The 25,632-nt window shown below is 69.4% G+C and carries 22 protein-coding genes and 1 pseudogene; 14 read left to right on the top strand and 9 right to left on the bottom strand.

Features of this window, described 5'->3' with window-relative positions:
- Positions 1–4: 4 nt before the first annotated feature.
- Both FHU35_RS09980 and FHU35_RS09975 read right to left on the bottom strand, forming a co-directional pair.
- Positions 5–1,957 (bottom strand): hypothetical protein, encoded by a 1,953-nt coding sequence (locus FHU35_RS09980; protein WP_145738233.1) that lies wholly within the window; start codon positions 1,955–1,957, stop codon positions 5–7.
- Between the two features lie 137 nt (positions 1,958–2,094).
- A complete protein-coding gene (locus FHU35_RS09975; protein ID WP_145738232.1) occupies positions 2,095–2,646 on the bottom strand; it encodes a TetR/AcrR family transcriptional regulator in 552 nt (183 codons plus the stop codon).
- Positions 2,647–2,778: 132 nt separating this feature from the next.
- On the opposite strand from FHU35_RS09975, the gene FHU35_RS09970 reads away from it, so the two are divergent.
- The 4 genes and pseudogenes from FHU35_RS09970 (at position 2,779) to rox (ending at position 7,406) form a co-directional block, all read left to right on the top strand.
- Positions 2,779–4,350 carry a GMC oxidoreductase gene (locus tag FHU35_RS09970; RefSeq protein WP_145738231.1) on the top strand — a complete coding sequence of 524 codons (1,572 nt, stop codon included), beginning with the start codon at positions 2,779–2,781 and terminating at the stop codon, positions 4,348–4,350.
- Positions 4,351–4,743: 393 nt separating this feature from the next.
- Positions 4,744–5,178: a VOC family protein gene (locus tag FHU35_RS09965; RefSeq protein ID WP_145738230.1), complete on the top strand. Its 435-nt coding sequence runs from the start codon at positions 4,744–4,746 to the stop codon at positions 5,176–5,178.
- Positions 5,175–5,684, top strand: a complete 510-nt coding sequence (locus tag FHU35_RS09960) for an AAA family ATPase (RefSeq protein ID WP_145738229.1) — start codon at positions 5,175–5,177, stop codon at positions 5,682–5,684. The genes FHU35_RS09965 and FHU35_RS09960 overlap by 4 nt, the downstream gene beginning before the upstream one ends.
- Before the next feature lie 302 nt (positions 5,685–5,986).
- Positions 5,987–7,406 (top strand): annotated as a pseudogene (rox, locus tag FHU35_RS09955) (rifampin monooxygenase).
- Positions 7,407–7,458: 52 nt separating this feature from the next.
- Here the strand turns inward: rox and FHU35_RS09950 are convergent.
- The 3 genes from FHU35_RS09950 to FHU35_RS09940 all read right to left on the bottom strand — a co-directional run bounded on the left by FHU35_RS09950 (position 7,459) and on the right by FHU35_RS09940 (position 10,329).
- Positions 7,459–8,223: a VOC family protein gene (locus FHU35_RS09950; protein WP_145738228.1), complete on the bottom strand. Its 765-nt coding sequence runs from the start codon at positions 8,221–8,223 to the stop codon at positions 7,459–7,461.
- Between the two features lie 64 nt (positions 8,224–8,287).
- Entirely contained in the window at positions 8,288–9,295 is a 1,008-nt protein-coding gene (locus FHU35_RS09945; protein WP_145738227.1) for a helix-turn-helix domain-containing protein, read from the bottom strand.
- A gap of 20 nt (positions 9,296–9,315) precedes the next feature.
- The gene (locus tag FHU35_RS09940; protein WP_145738226.1) at positions 9,316–10,329 is read right to left on the bottom strand and encodes a helix-turn-helix domain-containing protein; all 1,014 of its coding nucleotides are present in this window, start codon (positions 10,327–10,329) and stop codon (positions 9,316–9,318) included.
- A 365-nt stretch (positions 10,330–10,694) separates the two neighbouring features.
- On the opposite strand from FHU35_RS09940, the gene FHU35_RS09935 reads away from it, so the two are divergent.
- The 6 genes from FHU35_RS09935 (at position 10,695) to FHU35_RS09910 (ending at position 17,141) form a co-directional block, all read left to right on the top strand.
- Entirely contained in the window at positions 10,695–10,952 is a 258-nt protein-coding gene (locus tag FHU35_RS09935; RefSeq protein WP_145738225.1) for a hypothetical protein, read from the top strand.
- Between the two features lie 170 nt (positions 10,953–11,122).
- Positions 11,123–12,946, top strand: coding sequence for an AMP-dependent synthetase/ligase (locus FHU35_RS09930; protein ID WP_145738224.1), 1,824 nt, complete (start codon positions 11,123–11,125; stop codon positions 12,944–12,946).
- Positions 12,947–13,083: 137 nt separating this feature from the next.
- Positions 13,084–13,800, top strand: coding sequence for a GntR family transcriptional regulator (locus FHU35_RS09925; protein ID WP_145738223.1), 717 nt, complete (start codon positions 13,084–13,086; stop codon positions 13,798–13,800).
- The gene (locus FHU35_RS09920) at positions 13,797–14,795 is read left to right on the top strand and encodes an ADP-ribosylglycohydrolase family protein (RefSeq protein WP_145738222.1); all 999 of its coding nucleotides are present in this window, start codon (positions 13,797–13,799) and stop codon (positions 14,793–14,795) included. Before FHU35_RS09925 ends, FHU35_RS09920 begins: the two co-directional genes overlap by 4 nt.
- Positions 14,796–14,805: 10 nt before the next feature.
- Positions 14,806–16,230, top strand: coding sequence for a purine-cytosine permease family protein (locus tag FHU35_RS09915; protein WP_145738221.1), 1,425 nt, complete (start codon positions 14,806–14,808; stop codon positions 16,228–16,230).
- Positions 16,227–17,141, top strand: coding sequence for a PfkB family carbohydrate kinase (locus FHU35_RS09910; RefSeq protein ID WP_145738220.1), 915 nt, complete (start codon positions 16,227–16,229; stop codon positions 17,139–17,141). The genes FHU35_RS09915 and FHU35_RS09910 overlap by 4 nt, the downstream gene beginning before the upstream one ends.
- On the opposite strand, the gene FHU35_RS09905 is transcribed toward FHU35_RS09910, so the two are convergent.
- Positions 17,138–17,929, bottom strand: coding sequence for an SAM-dependent methyltransferase (locus FHU35_RS09905; protein WP_145738219.1), 792 nt, complete (start codon positions 17,927–17,929; stop codon positions 17,138–17,140). The genes FHU35_RS09910 and FHU35_RS09905 overlap by 4 nt on opposite strands.
- Before the next feature lie 142 nt (positions 17,930–18,071).
- Here FHU35_RS09905 and FHU35_RS09900 point away from each other — a divergent pair, with 142 nt between their 5' ends.
- The gene (locus FHU35_RS09900) at positions 18,072–18,599 is read left to right on the top strand and encodes a GNAT family N-acetyltransferase (RefSeq protein WP_145738218.1); all 528 of its coding nucleotides are present in this window, start codon (positions 18,072–18,074) and stop codon (positions 18,597–18,599) included.
- A gap of 39 nt (positions 18,600–18,638) precedes the next feature.
- Positions 18,639–19,625 (top strand): M14 family zinc carboxypeptidase, encoded by a 987-nt coding sequence (locus FHU35_RS09895; RefSeq protein WP_145738217.1) that lies wholly within the window; start codon positions 18,639–18,641, stop codon positions 19,623–19,625.
- Positions 19,626–19,830: 205 nt separating this feature from the next.
- Here FHU35_RS09895 and FHU35_RS09890 read toward each other — a convergent pair whose 3' ends face one another.
- Together FHU35_RS09890 and FHU35_RS09885 are read right to left on the bottom strand one after the other, a co-directional pair.
- A complete protein-coding gene (locus tag FHU35_RS09890; RefSeq protein WP_145738216.1) occupies positions 19,831–20,796 on the bottom strand; it encodes an alpha/beta hydrolase in 966 nt (321 codons plus the stop codon).
- A gap of 97 nt (positions 20,797–20,893) precedes the next feature.
- Positions 20,894–22,351, bottom strand: coding sequence for an MFS transporter (locus FHU35_RS09885; RefSeq protein WP_145738215.1), 1,458 nt, complete (start codon positions 22,349–22,351; stop codon positions 20,894–20,896).
- Positions 22,352–22,478: 127 nt separating this feature from the next.
- Between FHU35_RS09885 and FHU35_RS09880 the strand changes: the two genes are divergently transcribed.
- Positions 22,479–23,702 (top strand): cytochrome P450, encoded by a 1,224-nt coding sequence (locus FHU35_RS09880; protein WP_145738214.1) that lies wholly within the window; start codon positions 22,479–22,481, stop codon positions 23,700–23,702.
- Between the two features lie 35 nt (positions 23,703–23,737).
- Positions 23,738–23,932, top strand: a complete 195-nt coding sequence (locus tag FHU35_RS09875) for a ferredoxin (RefSeq protein ID WP_145738213.1) — start codon at positions 23,738–23,740, stop codon at positions 23,930–23,932.
- Between the two features lie 124 nt (positions 23,933–24,056).
- Here the strand turns inward: FHU35_RS09875 and FHU35_RS09870 are convergent, their stop codons facing one another.
- The gene (locus FHU35_RS09870; protein WP_145738212.1) at positions 24,057–25,631 is read right to left on the bottom strand and encodes a flavin-containing monooxygenase; all 1,575 of its coding nucleotides are present in this window, start codon (positions 25,629–25,631) and stop codon (positions 24,057–24,059) included.
- Position 25,632 lies beyond the last annotated feature (1 nt).

The raw sequence follows: 25,632 nt of genomic DNA, 5'->3' as shown, positions 1-25,632 counted from the left end.
CACGTCACTGCTCGGCTCGGCGCTGGTACTTGAAGGCCTCCTCGCGCAGGACCGCGTGCCCCTTGCCCGAATGCGGCGCGATCTCCTGGAACTCCCACGCGATCTGCTCGAGCAACGCCGTCCGGTGCGGAGTCACCAGCGGATCGCGCTCCAGCCAGAGCGACGCGATCAGCCGGGCCAGCGGAGCGATCGGGACGTCCTGCGGGTCCACCCATTCGGTCAGCGCGGTGACCTCTGCGATCGGGTCGCAGCCGTGGCTCAGGCGGTTCGGCGCTCCGGTGACGTCCTCGAGCACGACCAACCACTCGCGGATCGGCTTGGAGCGCAGGGAGTCCGCCATCTTCCGCGTCACCGGTCCGACTTCGCCGAGGGCCAAGCGGTGGTGGAGTTCGCTGACCTCATCGGCTTGGCGATCGTCGCGCAGCCACTCGTTCACCCCGGTCCAGTTCGCCCGGTGGGTCTCCGGACGGTCCGCCAGCTTCCGCAGCAGCAACCTGCGCAGCACCGGACGCAGCTCCACGGGTCCGTCCGACTCCGTCGGCACCCACAGATCGGGCGCGAACAGCTCCTTCGAACGCTGCCGGGAGTTGCTGCCCAGCAATCCGCTGTCCACCGACATCCGGAGCGCCTGGCCGAGGTCCCTGGCGGCCGAGCAGGTCACCAGGTCGTCGAACACGACGCCGTCCAGACCGGGCAGCAACTGCCGGACCAACTCGTCCTCCACGGTTCCCGAACCCGCCGCGGTGTCGAGCACCGCTCGCAGGTCCACCGGTTCCGGGCTGCTCTGGAGCGTGTCGAGCACGATCCGGGTGGAACCGGTGTGCCCTCGGGTGAAGGTGTGCACCTCGGAGGCCAGCTTCCACGGATTCCCCCACGTCAAGTCGAGGCCTTCGAGCATGGCCACGACGTCGTGCTTGGTGAGGTCCGGCAGCATCACGGGGTACACGTCGCGGTCGCGTTCCAGGTGGTCTGCGTAGCTCGCCCGCTCGACGAACACGGGCGTGTCCACGCTCGAACGACTGGTGGCGACCACGGTGAGCGGGTCCGGCTGCGCCGGGTGCCGTCTTCGCGCCTCGATCAACCCCTCCTGGAAGCGACGTCCCCGCGGCGAATCCGCGTTGTCGAACAAGATCACGCAGTTCAACGACCACGAGGCCGCCTTCCACCTGCCGAAGTTCTCCCGGAGGTCGGCGAGGAACGCCTCCCACAGCAGCACGTCGGCCTCGCGCTGATCATCGACGTCGTGGCTGCCGGCGATCCGGTTCAGGTTCACCAGGACATGACCGGAATCGTGGCGCAATCCGCGCCCCTGGTGGCCGTACCAACGACGCCCGCCTTCCAGGTCGAGGCGGCGCCACGGGCGGGACAGGCCCTTGAGCACCCCTTCCCGCCTGCGCCGTGCGTCCTGAACCCGCCCGCGGCTCCCGCCGTAGAAGATGACGGGACCGTTGATGTTCTGGGCCTGCACGGAATTCGCGCCGTCACCGCTGAACTGCACGTTCACCGGAGCGTTGCTCTCCAAGAACGTCCGGAGCTGGTCGCTCCTGCCGTGCCGTCGCAGAGTTCCTTCGATCTGGCGGCACGCGCTATCGGGATCGGTGGACTTCAGCTTTTCCGAGATGGCGATGTGGCCCACCCAGAATCGAGGAAAGGTGAGCCGCCGATAACGGCCCCGCTGCAGGTTCAACTCGAACGTCAGCCCGGACAGCAGCTCACTCGTGGTCGTGTGGCCGGCCTGTTCGCAGTCGATGCTGGCGTGCGGGATCTGCTGGTCCATCCGGTCGGCGAGCTCTTTCAGGAGAGCGCTCTTGCCGTTGCCGCGTCCACCGGTGAACACCACGATCGGCGACGGCCGGTTGCGCGGTAAACCGCCTTTCTCCGGACGTGCCGCGAACTCCCGGACCAAGGAGATCGTTCTCTCCCTGCCCTGAAGTCGAATCCCCCGCTCTGCAGCCATGATCGCCAACCCCCAGGAAGCCCGTATCACGCGAAGAGCGGCCCACACTAATGACTTGCGAGTGGGCGATCAATCGAAAACACAGAACTGCTCTCAGGAGGAAACGGGAAACCCGGTTCTTTCGACGAAAGAAGAACTCATTCCGGAGCCGCGCCGCTCGTCGTGCGCAGGCCGGCGAGGACGGTTCTCACGACCCTCTCGACCGATTCGACACCGCCGGTGGGCAGGTGCGATGCGAGGGCGCCCTCGACCATCTCGCAGATCAGGGCCAGGTCGTCCGGGCCGACGTCGCTGCGAATGACCCCTGCCTCCTGCGCCTCGCGCAGTCCCGGGGTCAGGATCGCGACCAGTTGACCGGCGTACCGGCGCTGGTCGGCCGGCGTGAGCTCGCGGAACAGCCGCACCAGGGGACGCCGCGAGATCTGCTCGTCGAACAGCTCCTCCAGCACCTCGATGAAGTCGCATTCGGCGACGAGCTCGCGCAGCATGTGCAGCTTGCTCTCGGCGACCGCGATCCCGAGCGCGTAGCGGTCGGAGAAGTGCCGGTAGACCGTGGCCCGGCCCAGACCCGAGCGGCGGGCGATCTCCGACAGCGGCACGAAGTCGACGTCCTCGGTGAACGCCTCGTCAGCGGCTCGGAGGATGACCTCGCGGTTGCGGCGCGCGTCGGTACGGCGAGAGCTCAGCACCGACTACCTCCGCACAACCACACGAGCACCCAACTTACTCGCCAGTAGTGAGATCGTCGACCAGTTCAATGTCTCGTTTTGGCTCCCTAAGCTCGCGGCTCAGTCGACGAGGACTCGCCGTGGAGGTACCGCATGCCCGAACTCAGCCGCCGCACCCTGCTCGCCGGAACCGCCGCGGCAACAGGCCTGTCCCTGCTGGGCCCGTACGCGCACGCGGCCGGTCGCGTGCCCCTCACCCGCGAGGAGCACCGGGTGGTCGTCATCGGTTCCGGGTTCGGCGGTGGCGTGACGGCGCTGCGTTTCGCCCAGGCCGGGGTGCCAGTGCTCGTGCTGGAACGGGGCAAGCGCTGGCCGACCGGCCCGAACGCCGACACCTTCCCCACCCTGGCCTCACCCGACAAGCGGTTCTTCTGGCTGGGCTCGGGCCCGTCGCTGTTCGGGATCTCCCCGCCGCCGTTCGAGCGCTACACGGGCCTGCTGGAGCGCGTGTCCGGCAACGGCATGGACATCATGTGCGCGGCCGGGGTCGGCGGCGGGTCGCTGCTCTACCAGGGCATGACGCTGCAACCGACCGAAGAGGTCTTCAACGCCAACATGCCCGAGCGGCTCGACTACGCCCGGATGGACCGCGTCTACTACCGGCGGGTGGCCGAGATGCTGAAGATCGCCACCGCCCCGGACGAGCTGATCAACAGCGAGAGCTACACCGCATCGCGGATCTTCGCCCGCAACGTCGAGAAGGCCGGCTACTCGGTGGAGAAGATCCCGATGCCGATCGACTGGGACTACGCGCTGCGCGAGCTCCGCGGCGAGATGAAACCCTCCTACACCAACGGTGATTGCGCGTTCGGCGTGAACAACGGCGGCAAGCACTCCGTCGACGTCACCTACATCGCCCAGGCCGAGTCCACCGGCAAGGTCACCGTGGCCGAGCAGCACAACGTCACCGACGTGGCCAAGACCCGCGACGGCCGCTGGCAGGTCCACGTCGACCGCATCGCCTCCGACGGCACCGTGCTGGAGCAGAAGATCATCACCACCGGTGCGCTGGTGATGGCGGCGGGTACCGCGGGCACCACCCGGTTGCTGATGCGCGCCGCGGCCAAGGACCAGATCCCGGACATGCCCGACGGCCTCGGCTCCAACTGGGGTTCCAACGGCGACCGCATCTACACCTGGACGAACTTCGCCGACGACTTCGGCTCACCGCAGGGCGGCCCGGTGGTCTTCGGCAGCAAGGAGTGGGGCGACCCGACGATGGCCAACACGGTCATCCAGGCATCGTTGCCGCCCATGCCGAACCTGCGCACCACGATGCTCGTCGGTTACGGCGTCAGCTCCGGGCGCGGACGGTTCGTCTACGACGCCAGCAAGGACGACGCGGTGCTGAACTGGCCGTCACAGGCGGATTCGTTGCTGGCCCGGCGCATCGACGAGCGCGTTGCCGCGGTCGCGGGCAACGGTTCGGTCCGCCTCGACACCACCTCGCTGGTCCCCAACACCTGGCACCCGCTGGGCGGCGCCTCGATGAACGTGGTCTGCGACCTCGCCGGCCGCGTCAAGGGCCACCAAGGCCTCTACGTCCTCGACGGCGCCCTCATGCCCGGCAACACCGCCGCCTGCAACCCGTCGATGACCATCGCAGCGGTCGCCGAACGAGCCACCGACGAACTCCTCACCCACGACGCCGGAACCGTCTTCTGATCCCTTCGCCCCGCGTCACCAACGTGGTGTGGGGGTGGGGGAAGTTTTCATGAGAACTTCCCCCTCGCCCCACACCACACCCACCCCCACACGCACACGAATCGCCGCTTCCGCCAACGACTCCCCCACATCGAGCTTCCCGGGACGGCAGGTGCCACGACCCATCGCCGTAACTCCCCCGCCGACGGCTCAGCAGCACAGAACCCTCCCGCACCAGAACCACGTGCGCGTCAACAACCGTCCGATGAACCACGATCACCCCACCCAACGACACCCGACCGGGCGAAACTTCGGATTTCAAGGGAAATCAGAACACGGATTTCCACTGAATTCCGGGCTCCGGACGAACCCCGAACCAGCCGGAGTGTCTTACACCTCGCCTACGGTGCGGGCATGGACGTTGGAATCGACCTGACCCTCGACTGCGACGACGCAGCTGTCCTCGCCGAGTTCTGGAAGACCGCGCTGGGATACGTCGACGAACCACCGCCACCCCCGTTCACGAGCCGGGCTGCATGGCTGGCTCACCACGGGAATCCCGAGGACTCCGCGGAGGACGGCGCCTGGCTCCGCCCCCGCGACGGGACGGGCCCTCGCCTCGCGATCTTGAAGGTCCCGGAACCGAAGACGGCGAAGAACCGCCTCCACATCGACATCCGGGTGCCCGGGCACGGCACGGATGCCGAGCGATGGGCACGTGTCCTGGCCGAAGCCGATCGGCTCGCGGCGGCGGGAGCGCGGCTCCTCGTGACCGCGGCCGATCACCACGTGGTCATGGCCGACCCCGAGGACAACGAATTCTGCGTAGCAGCAGCCTCGAAGTCATGAAGACCGGCACCGAAGACACGCGACTCGTGGTCCTGCGCGGCCCTTCCGGGGCGGGCAAGTCCTCGGTGGCGCGCGAACTGCGCGAACGACTCGGACGGGGTGTGGCGTTGGTCGAGCAGGACTACCTGCGGCGGATCCTGCTCCGCGAACGCGATCGACCTGGCGCTGCCAACATCGAGCTGATCTCGCGGACCACGCGGTTCGCCCTCGACCAGGGATACCACGTGATCCTCGAAGGGATCATGGCCGCGAGCCGGTACGGGGAGATGTTGGCGCGGCTCGAGGACGACCACGCCGGCCTGAGCTTCTACTACTACCTCGACGTCGGCTGGCTCGAGACGCTGCGCCGGCACGCGACTCGTCCGCAGTCCGCCGAGTTCGGCGCTGACGAGATGCGCAGCTGGTTCGACGATGCCGATCGACTCGGGACCGTCGCCGAACGCCGCATCACCCAGCGGTCCACGCTGAACGAAACCGCCGAGCGAATTCGACGCGAAGCGTTCTAGCGCGAATGAGTCCGCGCGCTGGAGGAAGCGCAGCCCGTCGTTCGCCGAACTGGACAGCTCCCGGCCGCACCCGAATCACACGATCGGATTCGCAAGCCTCGGAGATCGCAACACGTCAGCACCCGAAATCGGAAGGTCCGGAGCGGCGTCCTGGCGGAGGGTGGAGACCTCATCTCCGCCACTCTCAACGTATAGCGCAGACCGGGGCTTGTGGCAAGAGCCGGGGTGTGGCGCACAATCCTCTGCACACATGCCGTGACCTGCGATGACGAGCATTCGCATGACGGCTGGACGGGGGATTCATGATTGACGTGATCATCGCCGGTGCAGGGCCGACCGGGTTGATGCTGGCCGCTGAACTGCGGCTGCGCGGGGTGCGAGTGCTGGCGCTGGACGAGGCGGACGAACCGACCGACTTCGTGCGGTCGCTCGGGCTGCACGTGCGCAGCATCGAGGTGCTGGACCAGCGAGGGCTGCTGGAGCGGTTCCTGGCCGAAGGGACGAAGCACCCGCTCGGAGGCTTCTTCGCCGCCATCTCCAAGCCCGCACCCGAGCACCTGGACACCGCGCACGGTTACGTGCTGGGCATCCCGCAGCCCACGACCGAGCGCCTGCTGGCCGAGCGCGCGGCCGAGCTCGGAGTCGAGGTCAGGCGAGGCTGCGGGCTGGTCGGGCTCGAACAGGACGAGCAGGGCATCACCGCCGAGCTCGCCGACGGCACGAAGCTGCGTTCCCGCTACCTCGTCGGCTGCGACGGCGGTCGCAGCACCGTGCGCACGCTGTGCGCCATCGGATTCCCCGGCGAACCGTCCAGAGTGGACACCCTGCTCGGCGAGCTGAAGGTGACCGCGTCACCGGACACGATGGCTGCCGTGACCGGCGAGGTGCGCACGACCCAGAAGCGCTTCGGCATCGGCCCCCTCGACGGTGAGTGGTGCCGCGTCGTCGTGCCCGCCGCCGGCGTTGCCGAGGACCGCGCGGTGCCGCCAACCCTCGAAGAACTCGCCGGCCAGCTGGAGGCGATCGCGGGCACCGATTTCGGCGCGCACTCCCCGCGCCGCCTGGCCCGCTTCGGCGACGCGACGCGGCAAGCCGAACGCTACCGCTCGGGCCGGGTGCTGCTCGCCGGCGATGCCGCGCACGTCCACCCACCGGTCGGCGGCCAAGGGCTCAACCTCGGCCTCCAGGACGCGTTCAACCTCGGCTGGAAGCTGGCCGCGACGGTCGCCGGATGGGCACCCGATGCCCTGCTCGACAGCTACCAGGACGAACGCCACCCGGTGGCGGCGGCCGTCCTGGACAACACGCGCGCGCAGATGCAGCTGATGTCCACCGAGCCCGGCTCGCGGGCCGTGCGGCGGCTGGTGTCGGAGCTGATGGATTTCGAGGAGGTCAACCGGCACCTCACCGAGAAGATCATCGCGCTCGACGTGCGCTACGACTTCGACGGGGAGCACGAGCTGGTCGGCAGGCGCATCCGCCGACCTCACCCTCGAGCGCGGTCGCCTCTACGAGCTGATGCGCGGGGGACGTGGCCTGCTGCTCGACCAGACCGGCCGGCTGTCGGCCGAGAGCTGGGCGGATCGGGTCGACCACGTCGTCGACGTCAGCGAGGAGCTGGACGCGCCCGCCGTGCTGCTGCGTCCGGACGGCCACGTGGCGTGGGTCGGCGACGAGCAACAGGACCTTCGCCAGCACCTGTCGAGGTGGTTCGGACGGTGACCCCATTCTCCGTCCCTTGGTGCGGCCTCGGGCCTCCGAAGCACGGGCCGACCTACGCCTTGGCGGCGCCCACCGAGAAGGGGGCGCCGAAGGGATCTTTGAGCTCGGCGACCCGTCCGTACGGCATGTCGTAGGGGGACTCGGCCGTGCCGCCGGCTTCGGCAGCGCGCTGAGCGGCCGCGTCGGCGTCGTCGACCATGAACAGCGTGCCCCACGAAGAGGTGACGGCTTTCGGGTCGCCGAGGACGCCGCCGATCTCGTGGCCGTCCGGGCGGCGGAGGAACGTGAAGTCGCCTTCGCCGACGTAGCCCTCGGCGTCCAGGCTGAAGCCGAACACCTGGGTGTAGAACTTCCGCGCGGGCCCCGGGTCCGGTGTCACGAGGTCGTTGCGCAGCCACGCGTTCGGCTCGTTGACCAGTCGCGCTCCGATGTGCTGGTTGCCGTGCCAGAGCCCGAACTGCCCGCCGACGGGGTCCGCGAGGATCGCCATCCTGCCCTTGTCCATCACGTCCATCGGCGGGGTGATCACGTGGCCGCCTGCGGCTTCGGCCTTGGAGGTGGTGCCTGCGACGTCGTCGGTGGCGAAGTAGACGTTCCACCAGAACTCGGTCGCCGCCTCGTCGTGGTTGGGCATGATCGCGGCGACCTCCCTCCCCCGGACCAGGCACATCGTGTAGCGGCCCATCGACTCGGGCCCCACGTCGAACTCCCACCCGAAGACCGCGCCGTAGAACTCCATCGCGCGTTCGAGGTCCGGCACACCCAGGTCGATCCACGTCGGTGTCCCGTTGGGCTGGTTCGCATCCAGTTCCGCCATGATTCCTCCTCGGACGTGATGCCAAGACGGTAACCACCGGGCCTGACACATCGCCCCTCGAAGCTCAGGACTTGATCGGGGACCAGGCGCGCAGCCACGTGTCGGGGTTGCTGAGGTCGGGCGTGGCGGTCGCGTCGCGCACGACGGGCACCCGCATGAGCATTCCGAAGTTGTCCTGATCGGCGATCCGGCGCCCGAGGACGTCGTGGTTGCGATCGCGCAGCTCGGGGTCGGTCAGGCAGCGGACCGCGCCGAATCCGCCTCGGGTGAACACGCCGCTGCACACGGTCAGGGAGCGGCGGACGTTGTAGGGGTTCGGGAACCGCGCCAGCATCCCCACGTCCTCGATCAACCGGTCGTCGTGCAGCGTCGGCCGGTACTGCCGGGACTCGTCGTCGACCTCGAAGATCTCGCCGTGCCCGAGGTCGTCGACCTCGACCTGGCGCACCGGCAGGCCGAAGCGCACCTGCCGCCGCATCGGGTTCATAGCCGGGCTGCCGAGCAGGACCAGGTGCGCCTGCAGGTCGTGGGGATCGATCCGGCGGGCGATGTCGAACCGCACGTCGGAGTCGGGGTTGAGCGCCCGGACGTGGCCGTAGAGCTCGATCAGCGAGTCGCCGTCGGCGTAGGAGGACATGCCGATGTAGTTGCGCCGCTCGGGCGAGGCCAGCGGCGAGAGGTTCCTGGCGGGCACCCGCCCGGTGAGGATGCGCACCGGCCCGCCGTCGGCGAACCGCCAGAAGTCCGAGAACCCTTGATCCCCAGCGGACTTCTCGCCGCGGGAGCGCAACGAGTCGAGCTCGTCCTTGAGGACCGCGCGGTTCCGGCGCTCCTCCTCGGTCAGCGAGGCGAGCGAGGGCAACTTCCCGTTGCGCGCAGTGCTTTCCGCCGCGAAGAACGTCGCGACATCTCCGATCCTCGCGGGCGGCGGAACCTTCACACCGCTCTCCCACTGCGAGACGCTGGAGACCGCCACGCCCAGCACCCGGGCGAGCTTGCCCTGGGTCAGGCCCTGCGCCTGGCGCAACTCCCGCAACCGCGCGCCGAGTCCCGGCCGGAGCGCACTCACCATCGCCTTCCGCCTCCCCTCGGTCAGCCCTTGGGTCGCCACTCGTACAGCCGGTTCGCCGGGTTCTGCAGGTCCGGGGTGCCGGTCACGTGCCGCATCACCGGCACCCGCATCAACATCCCGAAGTGGTCCAGGTCGTCGACGTTGTCGTTGAGGTAGGCGAGGTTGCGGTCCTTCACCTGCGGATCGGTCAGGCAGCGCACCGCGCCGAAGCCGCCGCGGCTGAACACTCCGCTGCAGAAGGTCAGGGTCCGCCGGATGTTGTTCGGGTTCGGGATCCTGGCGAGCATGCCGACGTCCTCGATCAGCTGGTCGCCGCGGAAGCTCGGCTTCAGCCTGCGCTCCCCGTCGATCTCGAACACCGAGCCGTCGTCGACCTCCTCGTCGGGGACCTGCCGGACCGGCCACTCCGCGGTCAGCCACTCCACCCACGGGTTGATCGCTCCGCTGCCGAGGAACACCAGGTGCGCCCGCAGGTCGTCGTCACCCAGGTATTCGAGCCGGATCTCGACCTCGGAGCGCGGGTTGGCCGCTCGCACGGTCCCGAACAGCTCCACGGCGGCGTCCAGATCGGCGCAGCGCGCCAGCGACAGGAAGTTCGGCTCGCTGGGCGTGCCGAGCGGCGACCAGTGCTTCTCGGTCAGGCCGCCGGTGACGATGAGGATCGGACCGTCGTCCGGGAAGTGCCAGAAGTCCTGCGACGCGCCGGGTTCCACCGAAGGGCTCACATCCTCTCCCGTCGCTCGCAGCCGGTCGAGCTCCTGCTTGAGGCGCAGGCGTTCTTCGCGCTGTTCGCCGGTCAGCGCGTTCTCCGGCGGAACTCCGCCCGAGCTCGCGCCGGAGACGAAGAACGTGGCGTAATCGGCCAACCGGGTGAGCGGCGGGAGTTTGGCTCCGCTCTCCCAGGAGGAGATGCTCGAGACCGCGACGCCGAGCGCCCGCCCGAGCCGAAGTTGCGTCATACCACGGGATTCGCGCAGCTCACGAAGTCGCGAGCCGAGCTCCCCGCTTCCGCCATGGCTCCCTGGACGAGCCATCCCGTCCTCTCCTTCACTCTGGCCGGAGAATTTCACCAAACTTCACTGAAGCGCTGAAGACCAGCAGATACTCGCACTTCGGCACCTTAACGGCAAGTCGTTGCCCCACAAACACATTGACGCTCTGTTGAAGCAATCGCATACTGACCGTGCAGCGTTTCACCGGCGGGAACGATGAACTTCAACGAAGAAGTGAAATTTCACCGCCCAGGGACGCAGGGCGCCTCGACCACCCCAGAGGCGCGGCCGGCAGATCGCCGGCCGGACACGCGAACGCCCCCGGAGCTCGTTTGGCCACGACCGGGGGCGCCACGCGCACTCACGATCACCCTCACAACGGGACAACACCCGTGAAGGGAGCTCGCATGTTCACGATACTCCCGGAGGTGCTGGCGGCAAGCGACCCACAGGTCGTCACCCCCGACACCGTTTCCACCGCACTGCAAGGAATGCTGTTCGGCGTCCTGGTCGCGATGTTCGCGGCGGCGGTCGTGCTCGCCCGGGCCATGTCCGGCCTGGCCGGCATCGTCCGATCGGTGCTCGGCCCGCCCGCGGCCGTGTTCACCGTCCTGTCGGTCCTCGCCCTGATCCTGCTCGCCGGGAACGCGGGGGCCAGTCCATGACCTCCCACCCGATCCGCACCGGGTGGACCCGCCAACCCCGGGTCCGCCCCCGGTGCGATCGGGGGCCGACCTGCGCCTTCACCGAGGCACCGGGCCGGCGACAACAGACCTAAGACCGTTTTGTCCGCTTTTCATTGCGCGGCCGCATGAGCTCGATTAGTTTCCCGCCCATGCCTGCCGCGATCTCCTCCGAATTCCGCTCCGTCCCCGACATGCTGCGCGATCGCGTCCAGCGGTCGGGAGACAGCGAGGCCTTCCGCTACCCCGACGGCGAGCAGTGGCGCTCGCTGACCTGGTCGCAGACCTGGGAGCGGGCCCGTTCGATCGCGCTGGGCCTGCACTCGATCGGCCTGGAATCGCAGCAGCGGTGCGGGATCCTGGCCGGCACGCGGATGGACTGGATCCTCGCCGACATGGGGGTGATGTGCGCGGGCGGAGCCACCACCACGATCTACCCGACCACCACGGCCGAGGGCTGCGCCTACATCGTCGCCGACTCCGGTTCGACCATCGTGTTCGCCGAGGACGACGAGCAGATCGCCAAGCTCCGCGAACAGCGCGCGACCATGCCCGGCCTCACCCGGGTCATCACCTTCGACGGCACCGCCGACGGCGACTGGGTGCTGAGCCTGGAGGACCTGGAGGCGCGGGGCCGCAGGCTGCACGCGGAGAGACCGGAGCTGTTCGACGAGCTGGTCGGATCCGTCGGCGTCGATGACCTCGCGACGCTCATCTACACCTCGGGGACCACCGGGAACCCCAAGGGCGTGCGACTCGCCCAGTCGAACTGGGTGTACGTCGCCGAGGCGATGCACGCCATCCGCGAGATGACCGCCGAGGACGTGCAGTACCTGTGGCTGCCGCTGTCGCACGTGTTCGGCAAGGTCCTGCAGGTCGGCCAGATCCGAACCGGCTATCTGACGGCGGTGGACGGCCGGGTCGACAAGATCGTGGACAACCTCGCCGTGGTGCGGCCGACGTTCGTGGCCGGCGCGCCCCGGATCTTCGAGAAGATCTACAACAAGGTCGTCATGCAGGCCAAGGAGGGCGGCGAGCTCAAGTACACGATCTTCCGCTGGGCTTGCACCGTCGGCCTGGAGATCTCCCGGCTGGAGCAGGCCGGACAGCGGCCCGGCCTGGGGCTGAAGATCCAGTACGCGGTGGCCGACAAGCTCGTGTTCGCCAAGCTGCGCCAGAAGTTCGGCGGCAGGCTGCGGTTCTTCATCTCCGGTAGCGCGGCGCTGGCCCCCGACATCGCCCGCTTCTTCCACGCGGCGGGTGTGCTGGTCGCCGAAGGCTACGGGCTCACCGAGACCACGGCCGCCAGCTTCGTCAACCGCACCGACGACTTCCGCATCGGTACCGTCGGCCAGCCGCTGCCCGGCATGGAGGTCCGCATCGCCGAGGACGGCGAGGTGCTGCTGCGCGGTGGCGGTGTGATGCGCGGGTACCACGGGATGCCCGAGGCGACCGCCGAGGTGATCACCGCCGAGGGCTGGTTCCACACCGGCGACATCGGCGAGCTCGACGAAGCCGGACGGCTGCGCATCACCGACCGCAAGAAGGACCTGATCAAGACCTCCGGCGGCAAGTACGTGGCACCGCAGTCGGTGGAGGGCAAGTTCAAGGCGCTGTGCCCCTACGTCAGCAACGTGGTGGTGTTCGGCGACAAGCGGCCCTACTGCACGGCGCTGGTGACCCTCGACGAGGAGGCGATCGTCGAGTGGGCGCGGGCCAACGACCTCGCCGGGCTCTCCTACCAGGAGCTGGCCGCGCACCCGAAGGCGCACGAGATGGTGGCCGCGGCGGTCGAGGATCTCAACGCGACGCTGAACAGGCACGAGACGATCAAGCGGTTCTCGATCCTGCCCCGCGAGCTGTCCATCGAGAACAACGAGGTCACGCCGAGCCTGAAGATCAAGCGGAAGGCGGTCGCCGACAACCACGGCCACGCCATCGAGGAGCTGTACCCGAACTCGATCGAATCGATCTGACCGGGGGCGAGGGAAGCCGCGGCGGTGGGCAAGCCCCTCCGGCGCGGCCTTCCGCGCGAGAGGCGCGCAACGGGCCCCACTACTCCGTCAGCGTGTCTTGCGTTGTGCGCGCTCCGCGGTGGTCTTAATGTACAGGAATGAACAGGACTGGACAGGTTCCCTTCGGGAAACGTGACCGGTTGATCGCCGAGCTCACCGAGCAGATCCGCTCGGGCAGGCTCGCGCGCGGCGAGCAGTTGCCGGGCGAGAACCAGATCGCGGAGAAGTACCAGGTCAGCCGCGGCACCGTGCGCAGTGCTCTCTCCGAGCTGCAGCGCCAGGAGCTCATCGCCACCCGCAGCGGTGTCGGGTCCTTCGTCGCCTTCGACGGCGTCACGCTCGATCAGACCGTCGGCTGGGCCACCGCGCTGGCCGATTCCGGCTTCGACGTCAGCACCGAACTGCTGAGCATCGAGCGCACCGCGGATGCCGAGCTCACCGAGCGCTTCGGGCTCGCGGAGTTCGTCGCGATCCGGCGGCTTCGCCGGGACCGGGCGGTCGGGCCGGTGTCGGTGGAGACATCGCTGATCCCGGCCTTCGGAGAGCTGAGCGAGCTGCCCGAGCGGGGGCTGCTCGACGACTCCATCACGGCCACTCTGCTCTCGGCCGGGCTGATCGCAGGTGCCGGTGACCAGCGCATCGGCACCCACCCGCTGTCCGCTGAGATGGCGGCGCTGCTCGAACGCACCGAGGGCGAGCTGTTCCTGCAGGCGGTGCGCACCAGCGTCTCGGCCGAGGGCGAGCTCGTCGAGCAGGTCACCAGCCTGCTCGATCCGGACCGGTTCCAGTTCCACCTGACGTTTGGCCGCCCATGAGCACTCGCGAACGCGCGCTCGGCGCTTTCTACGGACTGGCGATCGGCGATGCCCTGGGCATGCCGACGCAATCGATGTCCCGCGAGGACATCGTCACCCACTACGGCTTCATCCGGTCGCTGCGCGACGCCGTCGCCGAGCAACCGATCTCACCGAACCTGCCCGCGGGCACCGTCACCGATGACACCGAGCAGGCGGTCCTGGTCGCCGACCTGCTCGTCGGCGGTTCCGGCACGATCGATCCGATGGTCTTCGGCAAGGCGCTGCTGGACTGGGAAGCCGACATGGTCGCGCGCGGGCTGGCCGACCTGCTCGGCCCGTCCACCAAGCGCGCCCTGAAGCTGCTGGAGTCCGGGGCCGATCCGGAGGAAACGGGTCGCGGGGGCACCACCAACGGCGCGGCCATGCGCATCACCCCGGTCGCCATCGCCACCCCGCCCGAGCTGCCCCGGCTGGTGGAGGCGGTCGTCGCGACCAGCAAGCTGACGCACAACACCAACGTGGGGATCGCGGGAGCCTCGGCCGTGGCCGCCGCCGTGTCGGCCGGGATCGACGGCGCAGACCTGTCCACCGCGCTCGACCAGGCCGAGCACGCCGCCGCGCTCGGCGCCCGCAAAGGCTGGTGGTGCGCGGGCGGCGACATCGCCTGCCGGATCAGGTGGGCGCGGCGCTGGGTGCGCGGGATGGACCGGACCACGCTGTCCTACGCTGTTTCCAAGGTCATCGGAACGTCCGTCGCCGTGCAGGAGTCGATGGTCGCCGCTTTCGCCCTCGCCGAGGCGCTGGGTGACACCCCGGTCGAAGCGCTGACCACGGCCGCCGGACTCGGTGGTGACACCGACACGATCGCCGCCGTCCTCGGCGCGATCCTCGGTGCGCAGCACGGTCTTTCCGGTTTCCCGGTGGATCTGCTGGCCAAGGTGCGCGAGGTCAACGAGCTCGACCTGGGACCCGCCGTGGACGGCTTGCTCGAACTGAGGAACTCCGGCAGCTGAAGGAGAGCGCATGGTCCGCGAGACCACGACCGAGACCGTGGAGAGCGCCCTGGAAATTCGCGGGATCGAACCGGTCCCGGAGGGCGAGCGCACCGGCCATCCGATGCAGCTGTTCTGGGTCTGGTTCGCCGCCAACATCTCGATCCTCGGATTACCCCTCGGCGCGACGCTCGTCGCCGAAGGACTCGCCTTCTGGCAAGCCGCGATCGTCGCCGTGATCGGTTCGGTGGGGTCGTTCGCCATCGTCGGCGTGGTCTCGATCGCCGGACGTCGTGGCGGCGCACCGGGTTTGACGCTCTCCCGCGCGGTCTTCGGCGTGCACGGCAACGCCGGACCGACGCTCGTGTCGCTGATCTCGCGGCTCGGCTGGGAAACGGTGAACACCACCACCGCCGCGTTCGCGCTGCTGTCGCTGTTCACGATCCTGTTCGGCACCGTCGGCGAGGCCAAGGCCACACCGGTGCTGACGATCGTGTGCATCGCGATCTTCGAGCTGCTGACGATGGTCGTCTCCGGCCTGGGCCACAAGGTGCTGGTCGCCGTGCAGCGCTGGGCCACCTGGATCTTCGGGGCGCTGAACATCGTGGTGGCGATCAGCCTCGTGACCACCATCGACTGGCACGCGGTCGGTTCGGCCTCCCCCGCCCCCGTCGGCGTGGTGATCGCCGGCATCGGCACGATCGCCGCCGGCACCGGCATCGGCTGGGCCAACGCCGCGGCTGACATGTCGCGGTACCAGTCCCCCGCCGTCAAGGCCGGTTCGCTGATCGCCTCGGCCTCGGTCGGGGCGGGCATCCCGCTGATCCTGCTGATCTCGCTGGGAAGCCTTCTCGCAGCGGGAGATCCGGCGCTGGCCGAAGCGGGCGACCCGGTCGCCGCGATCCGCGCGATGCTGCCCGCCTGGATGGCGGTCCCATACCTGATCGCCGCCGTCGGCGGACTGCTGCTGTCCAACCACCTGTCGGTGTACTCGGCGGGTCTGACGACGCTGACCATGGGCATCAACATCAAGCGGGTCTACGCGGTCGCCGTGGACGTCGTCGTGACCTTCCTCGGATCGATCTACTTCATGCTCGTGGCCGACAGCTTCTACGACCCGTTCGTCACCTTCATCAGCCTGCTGGCGATCCCGATCACCGCGTGGCTGGGCGTGTTCCTCACCGACATGCTGCACCGCAAGTCCTACGACCCGGTGGGGCTGATGGACATGCGCAGCAGCAGCTCCTACTGGTACCGGGGCGGGGTCGAACCGCGCGCGTTCTTCGCGTGGGCGCTGGCCATCGTGGTCGGCTACCTCTTCAGCAGCAACGACTTCTTCACCGGCCTGCTCGCCGAGACCTGGTTCGGCGAGAACGGCCTGGGCTGGGTGATCACCTTCGTGATCTCCGCCGGGGTGTACGCGCTGCTGGGCGGCAGCCGGAAGGTCGCCGCATGACCGGGCGCCTGGTGCACACCGGGCAGGTCGTGCTCGACCTGGTGATGCGGGTGCCGTCGCTGCCGCCCGTGGGCGGTGACGTCCTGGCGGAGGGCACCGAACTGCTCGCCGGCGGTGGGTTCAACGTGATGGCCGCCGCAGCCCGGTCCGGTGCGCGGGTGGTCTACGCGGGCGCGCACGGCACCGGCCGCTTCGCCAACCAGGCTCGGGAGTCCTTGCGGGACGAGGGGATCGAGGTCGCCCAGCCGCAACAACCCGATGCCGACAACGGGATCTGCGTGGCGCTGGTGGAACCCAGCGGTGAGCGCACGTTCATCACCGGCGTGGGGGCCGAGGGCCTGCTGCTGCCGGAGCAGCTGGCGGAGGTGCGGACCGAAGCCGAGGACATCGTCTACCTCAGCGGTTACAGCCTGCTGCACCCCTCCAACCGGCAGGCGCTGCTGGCCTGGCTTCCCGGGGTCTCCTCGCGGGTGCTGCTGGATCCTTGTCCGCTGGTCGCCGACATCCCCGGCGAGGTGCTCGACGCGGTGCTCCCGAACGTCGACGTGCTCAGCTGCAACGCCCAGGAGGCCCGCACCCTCGCCGGGGTGCCCGAGACCACCTCGGCGGCACCGGAGCTGGCCGGGCGTCTCGGCCCCTCGGCCGCGGTCGTGGTGCGCGACGGCGACTCCGGTTGCCTGCTCGCCGCGAAGGGTGACACCCGCCGCGTGGCGGGGTTTCCCGTCACCCCGGTCGACACCAACGGTGCCGGGGACAGCCACTGCGGCGTCCTCGCGGCCGCGCTGCTGGAGGGCGCCGACCTGGCTGAAGCCGCACGCCGCGCCAACGCGGCCGCGGCCCTGTCCGTGCTGAAGAAGGGCCCGGCAACCGCACCCGCGCGCGCCGAACTCGACGAGTTCCTGGCGCGCTAGAGGAGTCCGACACCCGCCCAGCAACCGGCGCGGTTCGGCTCCCAGCCGTTCGGGTCGGCCGGGTCGGGCCGCCACTGCGGGGTCCACACGATCCCCGGCGGCACCAGCTCGGTGCCGTCGAACAGCTCCCGCACCTCGTCCGCCGTGCGGCAGGTGACCGGCGCGGCGGTCTTCTCGGCGAAGAACCGCTCGACCCGCGCGGCCTCCTCCTCGCGCTGGTCGGCGGTCAGCGTGGAGACCACCACCGCGCTGCCCGGCGCCAGCACGTCCCGGTAGCGCCGCATCCCGGCCTGCTCCTGCCGGGTGATGTAGTGCAGGACCGCCACCTCCAGCAGCGCGACCGGACGCGAGAAGTCCAGCAGGCGTGCGGCTTCCGGCGATCCCAGCACTGCCTCCGGATCGCGGACGTCGGCCTGCACGATGCCGGCGTGGGCGTTGCCCTCCAGCAGGTGCCGGGTGTGGGCAACGGCAACCGGTTCGACATCGGCGTAGAGCACCCGGGCCCGCGGGTTCCGCGCCTGCGCGATCTCGTGCACGTTGCCGACCGTCGGGATTCCCGATCCCAGGTCCAGGAACTGGTCGATCCCCTGGTCGAGGCAGAACCGCACCGCGCGTTGCAGGAAGGCCCGATTGGCCCGCGCGATGAACGGCCCCGTCGGCGCGACGGTGCGGCGGATCTCCTCCGACGCGGCCCGATCGGCCTCGAAGTTGTGCTCCCCGCCCAAGTCGTAGTCGTAGATCCGCGCGGCGTTCGGCGTCGTGCAGTCCACCCCGGGAACATCCACCATCCACGCCCCAAAACGCTGTTGCCAAGACATCGCCACGCAAGCTACAACGAACCCCCGCCGAACCGAACCGGTTCGCGGCGGATTTCCCCTGGACGTCGCATCTCCCGGGGTGCGGCGAAGCGGCGCGCAGGAGGGCCGAGGGATGATCCTGGCGGCGGAAGGTGCGGACGTTCCGCTGCTGCGGCAGCTGGAGCGGGAGGCCGGGAAGGCGTTCACCCCGCTGGGAATGGATCTCGTGGCCGAGGACGAGCCGCCGTCATCGGCGAGGCTGCGGAGCTTCCTGGCGGCTGGGAGGGCGTGGGTGCATGTTGTCGGGACGACGCCGGTCGCCTACCTCATCGCCGACGTCGTCGACGGTTGCGCGCACGTCGAGCAGGTCACCGTGCACCCCGAGCACGCCGGTCGGCGCATCGGGTTCGGGCTCATCGAGCACCTCGCGACGTGGGCTCGGGCCCGCGGTCTTCCGGCGCTGACGCTGACCACCTTCACCGAGGTCCCCTGGAACGGTCCGTACTACCTGCGCTGCGGATTCCGCTACCTGCGGGACTCCGAGATCACCCCCGGGCTGCGGGAGATCCGCGCCGCCGAGGCGCGTGCCGGCCTGGACGCCTGGCCGCGCGCCTGCATGCGCCGCGAGCTCCTCAGCCCGGATCCCCCGCACGAGGGCTGACCTTGTGGGCACGGGTCCGGGGCTGCAGACTGCGTCGTTATGTCGAAAGCCATGCGTTGCGCCCTGTTGTCGGCGCTGGTCGCGCTCGTGACCGCACTGGGCCTGGTGGTGCCGGCGGCCGCTGAGCGCGAGATCGATCCACGTCCCAGCACCGAGGAGCTCGCGCGACAGCTGGGCGAGCTGCAGGTGCGCAGCCGCGGCGAGGTCAGGGTCGCTCCGATCGGCGCCAGCAACCAGGGGCGGCCGGTGTGGAGCGCCCGAGTCGGTCACGGCCCGACGCGCATCCTCTACGTCACCCAGCAGCACGGTGACGAACCGCTGGGCACACCGGCGGCCGTGGAGTTCCTGCGCGATGCGGGGATCGGCGATGCTCCGCACCAGCGTTGGCTGCGCGATCAGCTGACCGTCGACGTGGTGGTGCGGGCCAACCCCGACGGACACGAGCACGGCTGGCGCTACAACTACGCGCCCGAAGCCGACCCGGAGCACGGCGAGCGGGGCAAGGGCTACGACATCAACCGCTACCACGATCCGGACGTGGCTCCGGAGGACAACCCGGCGACCGAAGCGGGGCTGATCCAGCGGCACTACGCGGAGTTCGCGCCGCAGGTGGCGGTGGACTACCACATGCAGGGCCGCTACGTCGGCGGCGACGGTCGCGAGATCACCGCTTCGCTGATGTGGCCGACGACCCCGGGCGTGGCCGCGGAGCCGCTGGAGCTGGCGAAGCAGGTCTCGGTCGTGGCGCGGACGGCGATGGATTCCGGCGGGGCCAACGTCTCCCAGTACCCGGGTGGCGACTACCGGGGAATCGCCCGGAACGCCTACGGGCTGCTGGGCAGCGGCAGCGTGCTGATCGAGCTCAGCGACATGGGACCGGAGCACGAGCAGTTCCAGATCTCCTCGGCGCTGGCGTCGATGCACGCCATCGCCAACACCACCGCCGACGGCTCGGTCAACGACGTCGACCCCACCCGAGCCGATCAGATCCCACCCCGAGGCGACCCCCTCCCCTCGACCCGCTGAAGCGCACTCCGCGAGGGAAACCTCACCCGGATCCCAGTTTTAGTCCAAACTGAGCGGACATTTCGGGCACGAAACGTCCTCGGTTTGGACTAAAACTGGGAAATGCCCGGCACATCCACCCGAAAGGACCACCACACCCCACACCCCACACCCCGTGCTCAGCGCCGAGCGGCTCGGGGCCGGACGTCCGGTGTGGGTGGTGGGGTCAGGGGGTGAGGATTCGGGTGAGCCAGGTGTTCCTGGCCTGTGCGGCGGACTTGCTGAGCTGGGCGTCGGGGACCATGCGGAAGCTGTGGAAGCCGCCGGGCCAGACGTGCAGCTCGGCGATCCCGCCTGCCTGCCAGATGCGGGTCGCGTAGGCCACGTCCTCGTCGCGGAAGGTCTCCGCGGAGCCGACCTCGATGAACGTCGGGGGCAGGCCGGACAGATCCTCCGCGCGCCCCGGCGCGGCGTAGGGAGACACGTCCGCACCGCCGCGCGCGTCCCCCAGCAGCGCGGTCCAGCCGACCCCGTTGGCGTGCTGGTCCCAGATGCCCAGTCCTCGCATCTGGTTCGCCGACGGGGTGTCGTTGCGGTCGTCGAGCATCGGGGCCATCAGCAGAAGCCCCAGGAGCTCCGGTCCGTCGAAGTCCCGGCACATCAGCGCGACCGCGGCGCCCAGACCGCCACCCGCGCTGCCTCCGACGATCACGACGCGCTCCGGGTCGAGGCCGTGCCCTGCCCCGTGCTCGGCGATCCAGCTCAGCCCTGCGTAGCAGTCCTGCACGGGCGCGGGGTGCGGGTTCTCCGGCGCCAGCCGGTAGTCCACCGACACGATCGCGCAGCCGATCTCGCGTCCCCACTCGGCAGCCATGACGTCGAGGGACTGCCGGTGATCGCCCATGATCATGCCGCCGCCGTGGATGGAGTAGACGACCGGCAGCGGTCCGTCGAGCTCGGCCGGGCGGACGATCACCAGCGACACCTCGGGCGCGCCCTGCGGTCCGGGCACCTCGCGGTGCTCGACGGTGAACCCGTTCGCCTCGAGCTGGTCATCGGTGGTGAACTGGCGGGACATCTCGCGCAGCTTCGGAACGTCCTCCACCGCGAAACCCATCCCGGTGTCGGGCATCGCCTTCAGGAAGACCTCCAGCTCCGGGTCGAACGGAACCGGCGGCAGGGCCTCGCTCATCTCACATTCCTCACTCGCGCAGCGCGCGGCACACGTGTCAGAGCGCGGCCGATCACGCCGAGCTCCTCACCGATCCAACCACCGCCCGCAACCGATTTCAGCGCGACGCCCGCGCGGCGACCAGCACGGCTCCGACCGGCTTGTCCTTGGCGGGCAGGAACGCGGCGACGCTCAGCGCCGCGAGAGCGGCCAGGCAGCCGATGCCCATGATCACCTGGAATCCGGTCTGCGAGGGGACGGTCGCCGAACCGAAATCGATGGTCAGCTGCGCCAGAACCGCACCTGCCACCGCGCTGGAGACCGAGGTCCCGATCGAGCGCATCAGCGTGTTGAGGCTGTTGGCCGCAGCGGTCTCCGACACCGGGACGGCGGCCATGATGAGCGCGGGCATCGCGCCGTAAGCGAGCCCGATGCCCGCACCGATGATGCTGGAGACGATGATCAGCTGCCACAGGCTCGCCATGAACACCACGCCGAGCCCGTAGCCGGCGGCGACGACCACGGCTCCGATCATCAACGTCACCTTCGGCCCCTTGGCCTTCGAGATGCGGGCCGAGACCGGCGACATCGCCATCATCACGAGGCCGGACGGAGCCATCACGATGCCGACCGCGAGCATGGTCTGACCCAGGCCGTAGCTGGTTCCGGTCGGCAGCTGCAGGACCTGCGGGAACACCAGCGATTGCGCGAACATGGCGAATCCGAACACCGCCGAGGCGATGTTGGTCAGCAGCACCTGCCTGCGGGTGATGGTGCGCAGGTCCACCAGCGGTTCGGCGATGCGCAGCTCCCACCACCCCCACACGCCGAAGACCACCGCGGCCGACGTGGCGAGCACCAGCGTGGTCGAGCTCCCCCAGCCCCAGGCCGCGCCCTTGGACACGACCAGCAGCAGGCAGATCAACCCCGCGGACAGACCCAGCGCGCCGAGCGGGTCGAACCGCCCGCCGGAGCGCACCGGCGATTCGGGCACGAAGGTCACCACGAGCACCACGGCCAGCGCACCGAGCGCGGCCGAGCTCCAGAACAGCACGTGCCAGTCCGTGCGCTCGGCGAGGAAGGCGGCCGCCGGCAGTCCGAGGGCACCGCCGACCCCGAGGGAGGCGCTCATCAGCGAGGTCGCCGAACCGAGCCGATCGGTGGGCAGCTCATCGCGCATGATGCTGATGCCCAGCGCGATCACGCCGGACGACAGGCCCTGCAAGATGCGGCCGACGACGATCACCGGCAGCGAGCCGCTGAGCCCGCAGACGACCGAACCGACGATGAGCATCACGAGGCTGACCAGCAGCATCCGCCGCTTGCCGTACATGTCGCCGAGGCGTCCGACGACCGGGGTCGCGACCGCCCCCGCCAGCAGTGTCGCCGTGACCGCCCAGGCCGTGTCGGCGGCGGAGGCGTGCAGCAGTCCGGGCAGCATCGGGACCAGCGGGATCACCGTGGTCTGGGTCATCGCGACCGAGATGCCGGCGAAGGCCAGCACCAGGACCACGAGGTTCGATCGTTCTTCCCCCGGAGCAGCGGGTTCGTCCGCCTTGGTGGGAGTTGCTCGCATGCTCGGGGGGCCTCTCGTTCTCGCACTGCATCGGACGTCCCGAACACCCTAATTCAGTCAGTTGACTTAATCCAGTCGGCGGCGCTACTTTCGGATCGGCACGACCAACATCACAAGGAAGGTCGGCATGACCCACACGCTGCACCCAGCCGACGAGGCGGACGTTCCCGAGTACCCGATGCCCCGCGCCTCGGGTTGCCCCTTCGACCCGCCGCCGGAGCTCAAAGCCCTGCAGGTGGAGACACCGATCCACCGGGTGCGGCTCGCCGACGGCACGACGCCGTGGCTGGTGACCCGGTACGCCGACCAGCGCGCGGTCCTCGCCGACCCGCGCATCAGCTCCGACGCCGACCGGCCCGGCTACCCGCGCGGCGTGCCCGCCCAGCCCGGCGGCTCGAAGATCAGCTTCATCCTGATGGACGACCCGGAGCACGCGCGGCTGCGCCGGATGGTGACCGCGCCCTTCACCGTCAAGCGCATCGAGGCGATGCGCCCGGCCGTGCAGAAGATCGTCGACGACCAGATCGAAACCCTGCTCGCCGGACCGAAACCGGTGGACCTGGTGGAGGCCTTCGCGCTCCCCGTGCCCTCGCTGGTGATCTGCGAGCTGCTCGGTGTGCCCTACTCGGACCACGACTTCTTCCAGGACAACAGCAAGGTCATCATCCGCCGCGACGCCACGCCGGAGGAACGCGGCGCGGCGATGAACAACCTGAACACCTACCTCGACGACCTCGTGGGCCAGAAGCTCGAGAACCCCGGCGAGGACCTGCTCTCCGGGCTCTGCGAGCGGATCAAGGCCGGCGAGCTGGAGCGCTCCGACGTCTCGCAGATGGGCGTGCTGCTGCTCATCGCGGGCCACGAGACCACGGCGAACATGATCGCCCTGGGAACGCTGGCGCTGCTGGAGCACCCGGAGCAGCTGGACCTGCTGCGCGAGACCGAGGACCCCAAGGTCGTGGCGGGCGCGGTCGAGGAGATGCTGCGCTACCTGCACATCACGCACAACGGCCGCCGCCGGGTCGCCCTGGAGGACATCGAGGTCGGCGGGCAGCTGATCCAGGCCGGCGACGGCGTGATCATGCCCAACGACATCGGCAACCGGGACCCCGAGGCCTTCGACGACCCCGACCGGCTCGACCTCTCCCGGGACGCGCGCAAGCACGTCGCGTTCGGCTTCGGCGTTCACCAGTGCCTGGGTCAGCCGCTGGCCCGGATGGAGTTGCAGGTCGTCTACAGCACGCTGTACAAGCGGATCCCGACCCTGCGCGCGGCGATCGGGCTCGACGAGGTCCCGTTCAAGCACAACGGGTCCGTCTACGGGGTCTACGAGCTCCCGGTCACCTGGTAGTCCCGAAAATCCCACCACGAAACGGAAAGCAGCTCATGAAGATCACCATCGACCAGGACAAGTGCGTCGCCTCGGGCCAGTGCGTAATGGCCGCCGAGGACGTCTTCGACCAGCGCGACGAGGACGGCATCGCCGTCCTGCTCACCGACTCCCCCAGTCCCGAGCTCGCCGACGACGTCCACCACGCCGCCGCGGTCTGCCCCGCCCTGGCCATCACCGTCGAGGACTGACCCGCCGCCACATCTCCCAGTTTTAGTCCTAACTGAGCCGACATTTCGGGCATGATCATGGCTCGGTTTGGACTAAAACTGGGAATTGCCTCCATCGGGCGAACTGGCGGTCCGCGTGTCGGGCTCAGGTGAGGTGGAAGCCCTCGTAGTCGTTGTGGGCCGCTCGGTCGCAGAGGGTGGCGTAGTGGGCGAGACCTCCTGCGTAGGGCATGAAGACTCGGGGCTTGCCCGGCACGTTGGCACCTAGGTACCAGGAGCTCTCCGCCTTCGGGAGAAGGGTGCGATCGGCGGCTTCCCGGACCTCGCGCCCCCAGTCCCGCTCGGCTTCCTCGGTCGCCTCGATGCGGTGGAATCCGTTCTGCCGCATGTGTTCCAGGCAGCGGGCGATCCAGTCGACGTGCTGCTCGATGGACGTGGGCATGTTCGTCAGCACCGACGGGCTCCCCGGCCCGGTGATGGTGAACAGGTTCGGGAACCCCGCCACCTGCAGGCCCAGGTAGCTGCGCGGACCGTCCCGCCACTTCTCGGCGAGGGTGCCGCCGGGTCCGCGGACGTCGATGCCCAGCAGCGGCCCCGTCATGGCGTCGAACCCGGTCGCGAACACCAGCGCGTCCAGCGGGTGCTCGCCTCCGGTGGTGCGCAGGCCGTCCCGCGTCACCTCGACGATCGGCGTCTCCCGGAGGTCGACGAGCGTCACGTCGTCCCGGTTGTAGGTCTCGAAGTAGCCGGTGTCGATGGGCGGGCGCTTGGCCGCGAACGGGTGGTCGCGCGGCAGCAGCCGTTCGGCGACCTCGGGGTCGCGCACCGTCTCCCGGATCTTCCCGCGGATGAACTCCGCGGCGGTGTCGTTGGCGTCCTCACTGCTGAGCAGGTCGTTGAAGGCCGCGCGGAAGCGCAGACCGCCCCGCTCCCACGCCGCTTCGTACGCCTCCCTCCGCTCCTCCGCCGTGCACTCCACGGCGTTGCGCGGCGAGATGCGGAACGGGTGCCCGTTGCTCGTTTCCCGTTGCAGCGCACGGATCTCGCCGTACTCGGCGCGCACCTGGGCCTGGAACTCCTCGTCCAGCGGGGCATTTCGCGCCGGAACGCTGAAGTTCGGCGTCCGCTGGAAGACCGCCAGGTGCGCGGCCTGCTCAGCGATGACCGGGATCGCCTGGATCCCGGTCGATCCCGTGCCGATGACGCCGACCCTCCGGCCGGTGAAGTCGACATCCTCGTGCGGCCAGCGGCCCGTGTGGTACCAGTCCCCGGCGAACGAGTCGAGCCCGGGCAGTTCCGGGACGTTCGCCGACGACAGGCATCCCACGGCGCTGATCAGGAACCGCGCGCGCAGTCGCTCGCCGGTCGCGGTGAGCACCGTCCAGCCCTCGTCGAAGGTCGCCGAGACCACCGTGGTTCCCAGCCGGATGTCGCGACGCAGGTCGAACCGGTCGGCGACGTGGTCGAGGTAGGCCAGGACCTCGGGCTGCGCCGGGTAGCGCTCGCTCCAGCGCCACTCCTGCTGCAGGTCTTCGTCGAAGGAGAACGAGTAGTAGTAGCTCTCGGAGTCGCACCGGGCGCCGGGATAGCGGTTCCAGTACCAGGTGCCACCCACTCCGTCGCCGGCCTCGAGGACCAGGGCGGACATGCCGAGTCCGCGCAGCCGGTGCAGCGCGCAGAGCCCTGAGAACCCGGCACCGATGACGATGACGTCCAGCATG

It is taken from the genome of Saccharopolyspora dendranthemae, from assembly GCF_007829955.1.
Classification (GTDB): domain Bacteria; phylum Actinomycetota; class Actinomycetes; order Mycobacteriales; family Pseudonocardiaceae; genus Saccharopolyspora; species Saccharopolyspora dendranthemae.
This window is presented reverse-complemented; position numbering and strand designations above follow the sequence as displayed.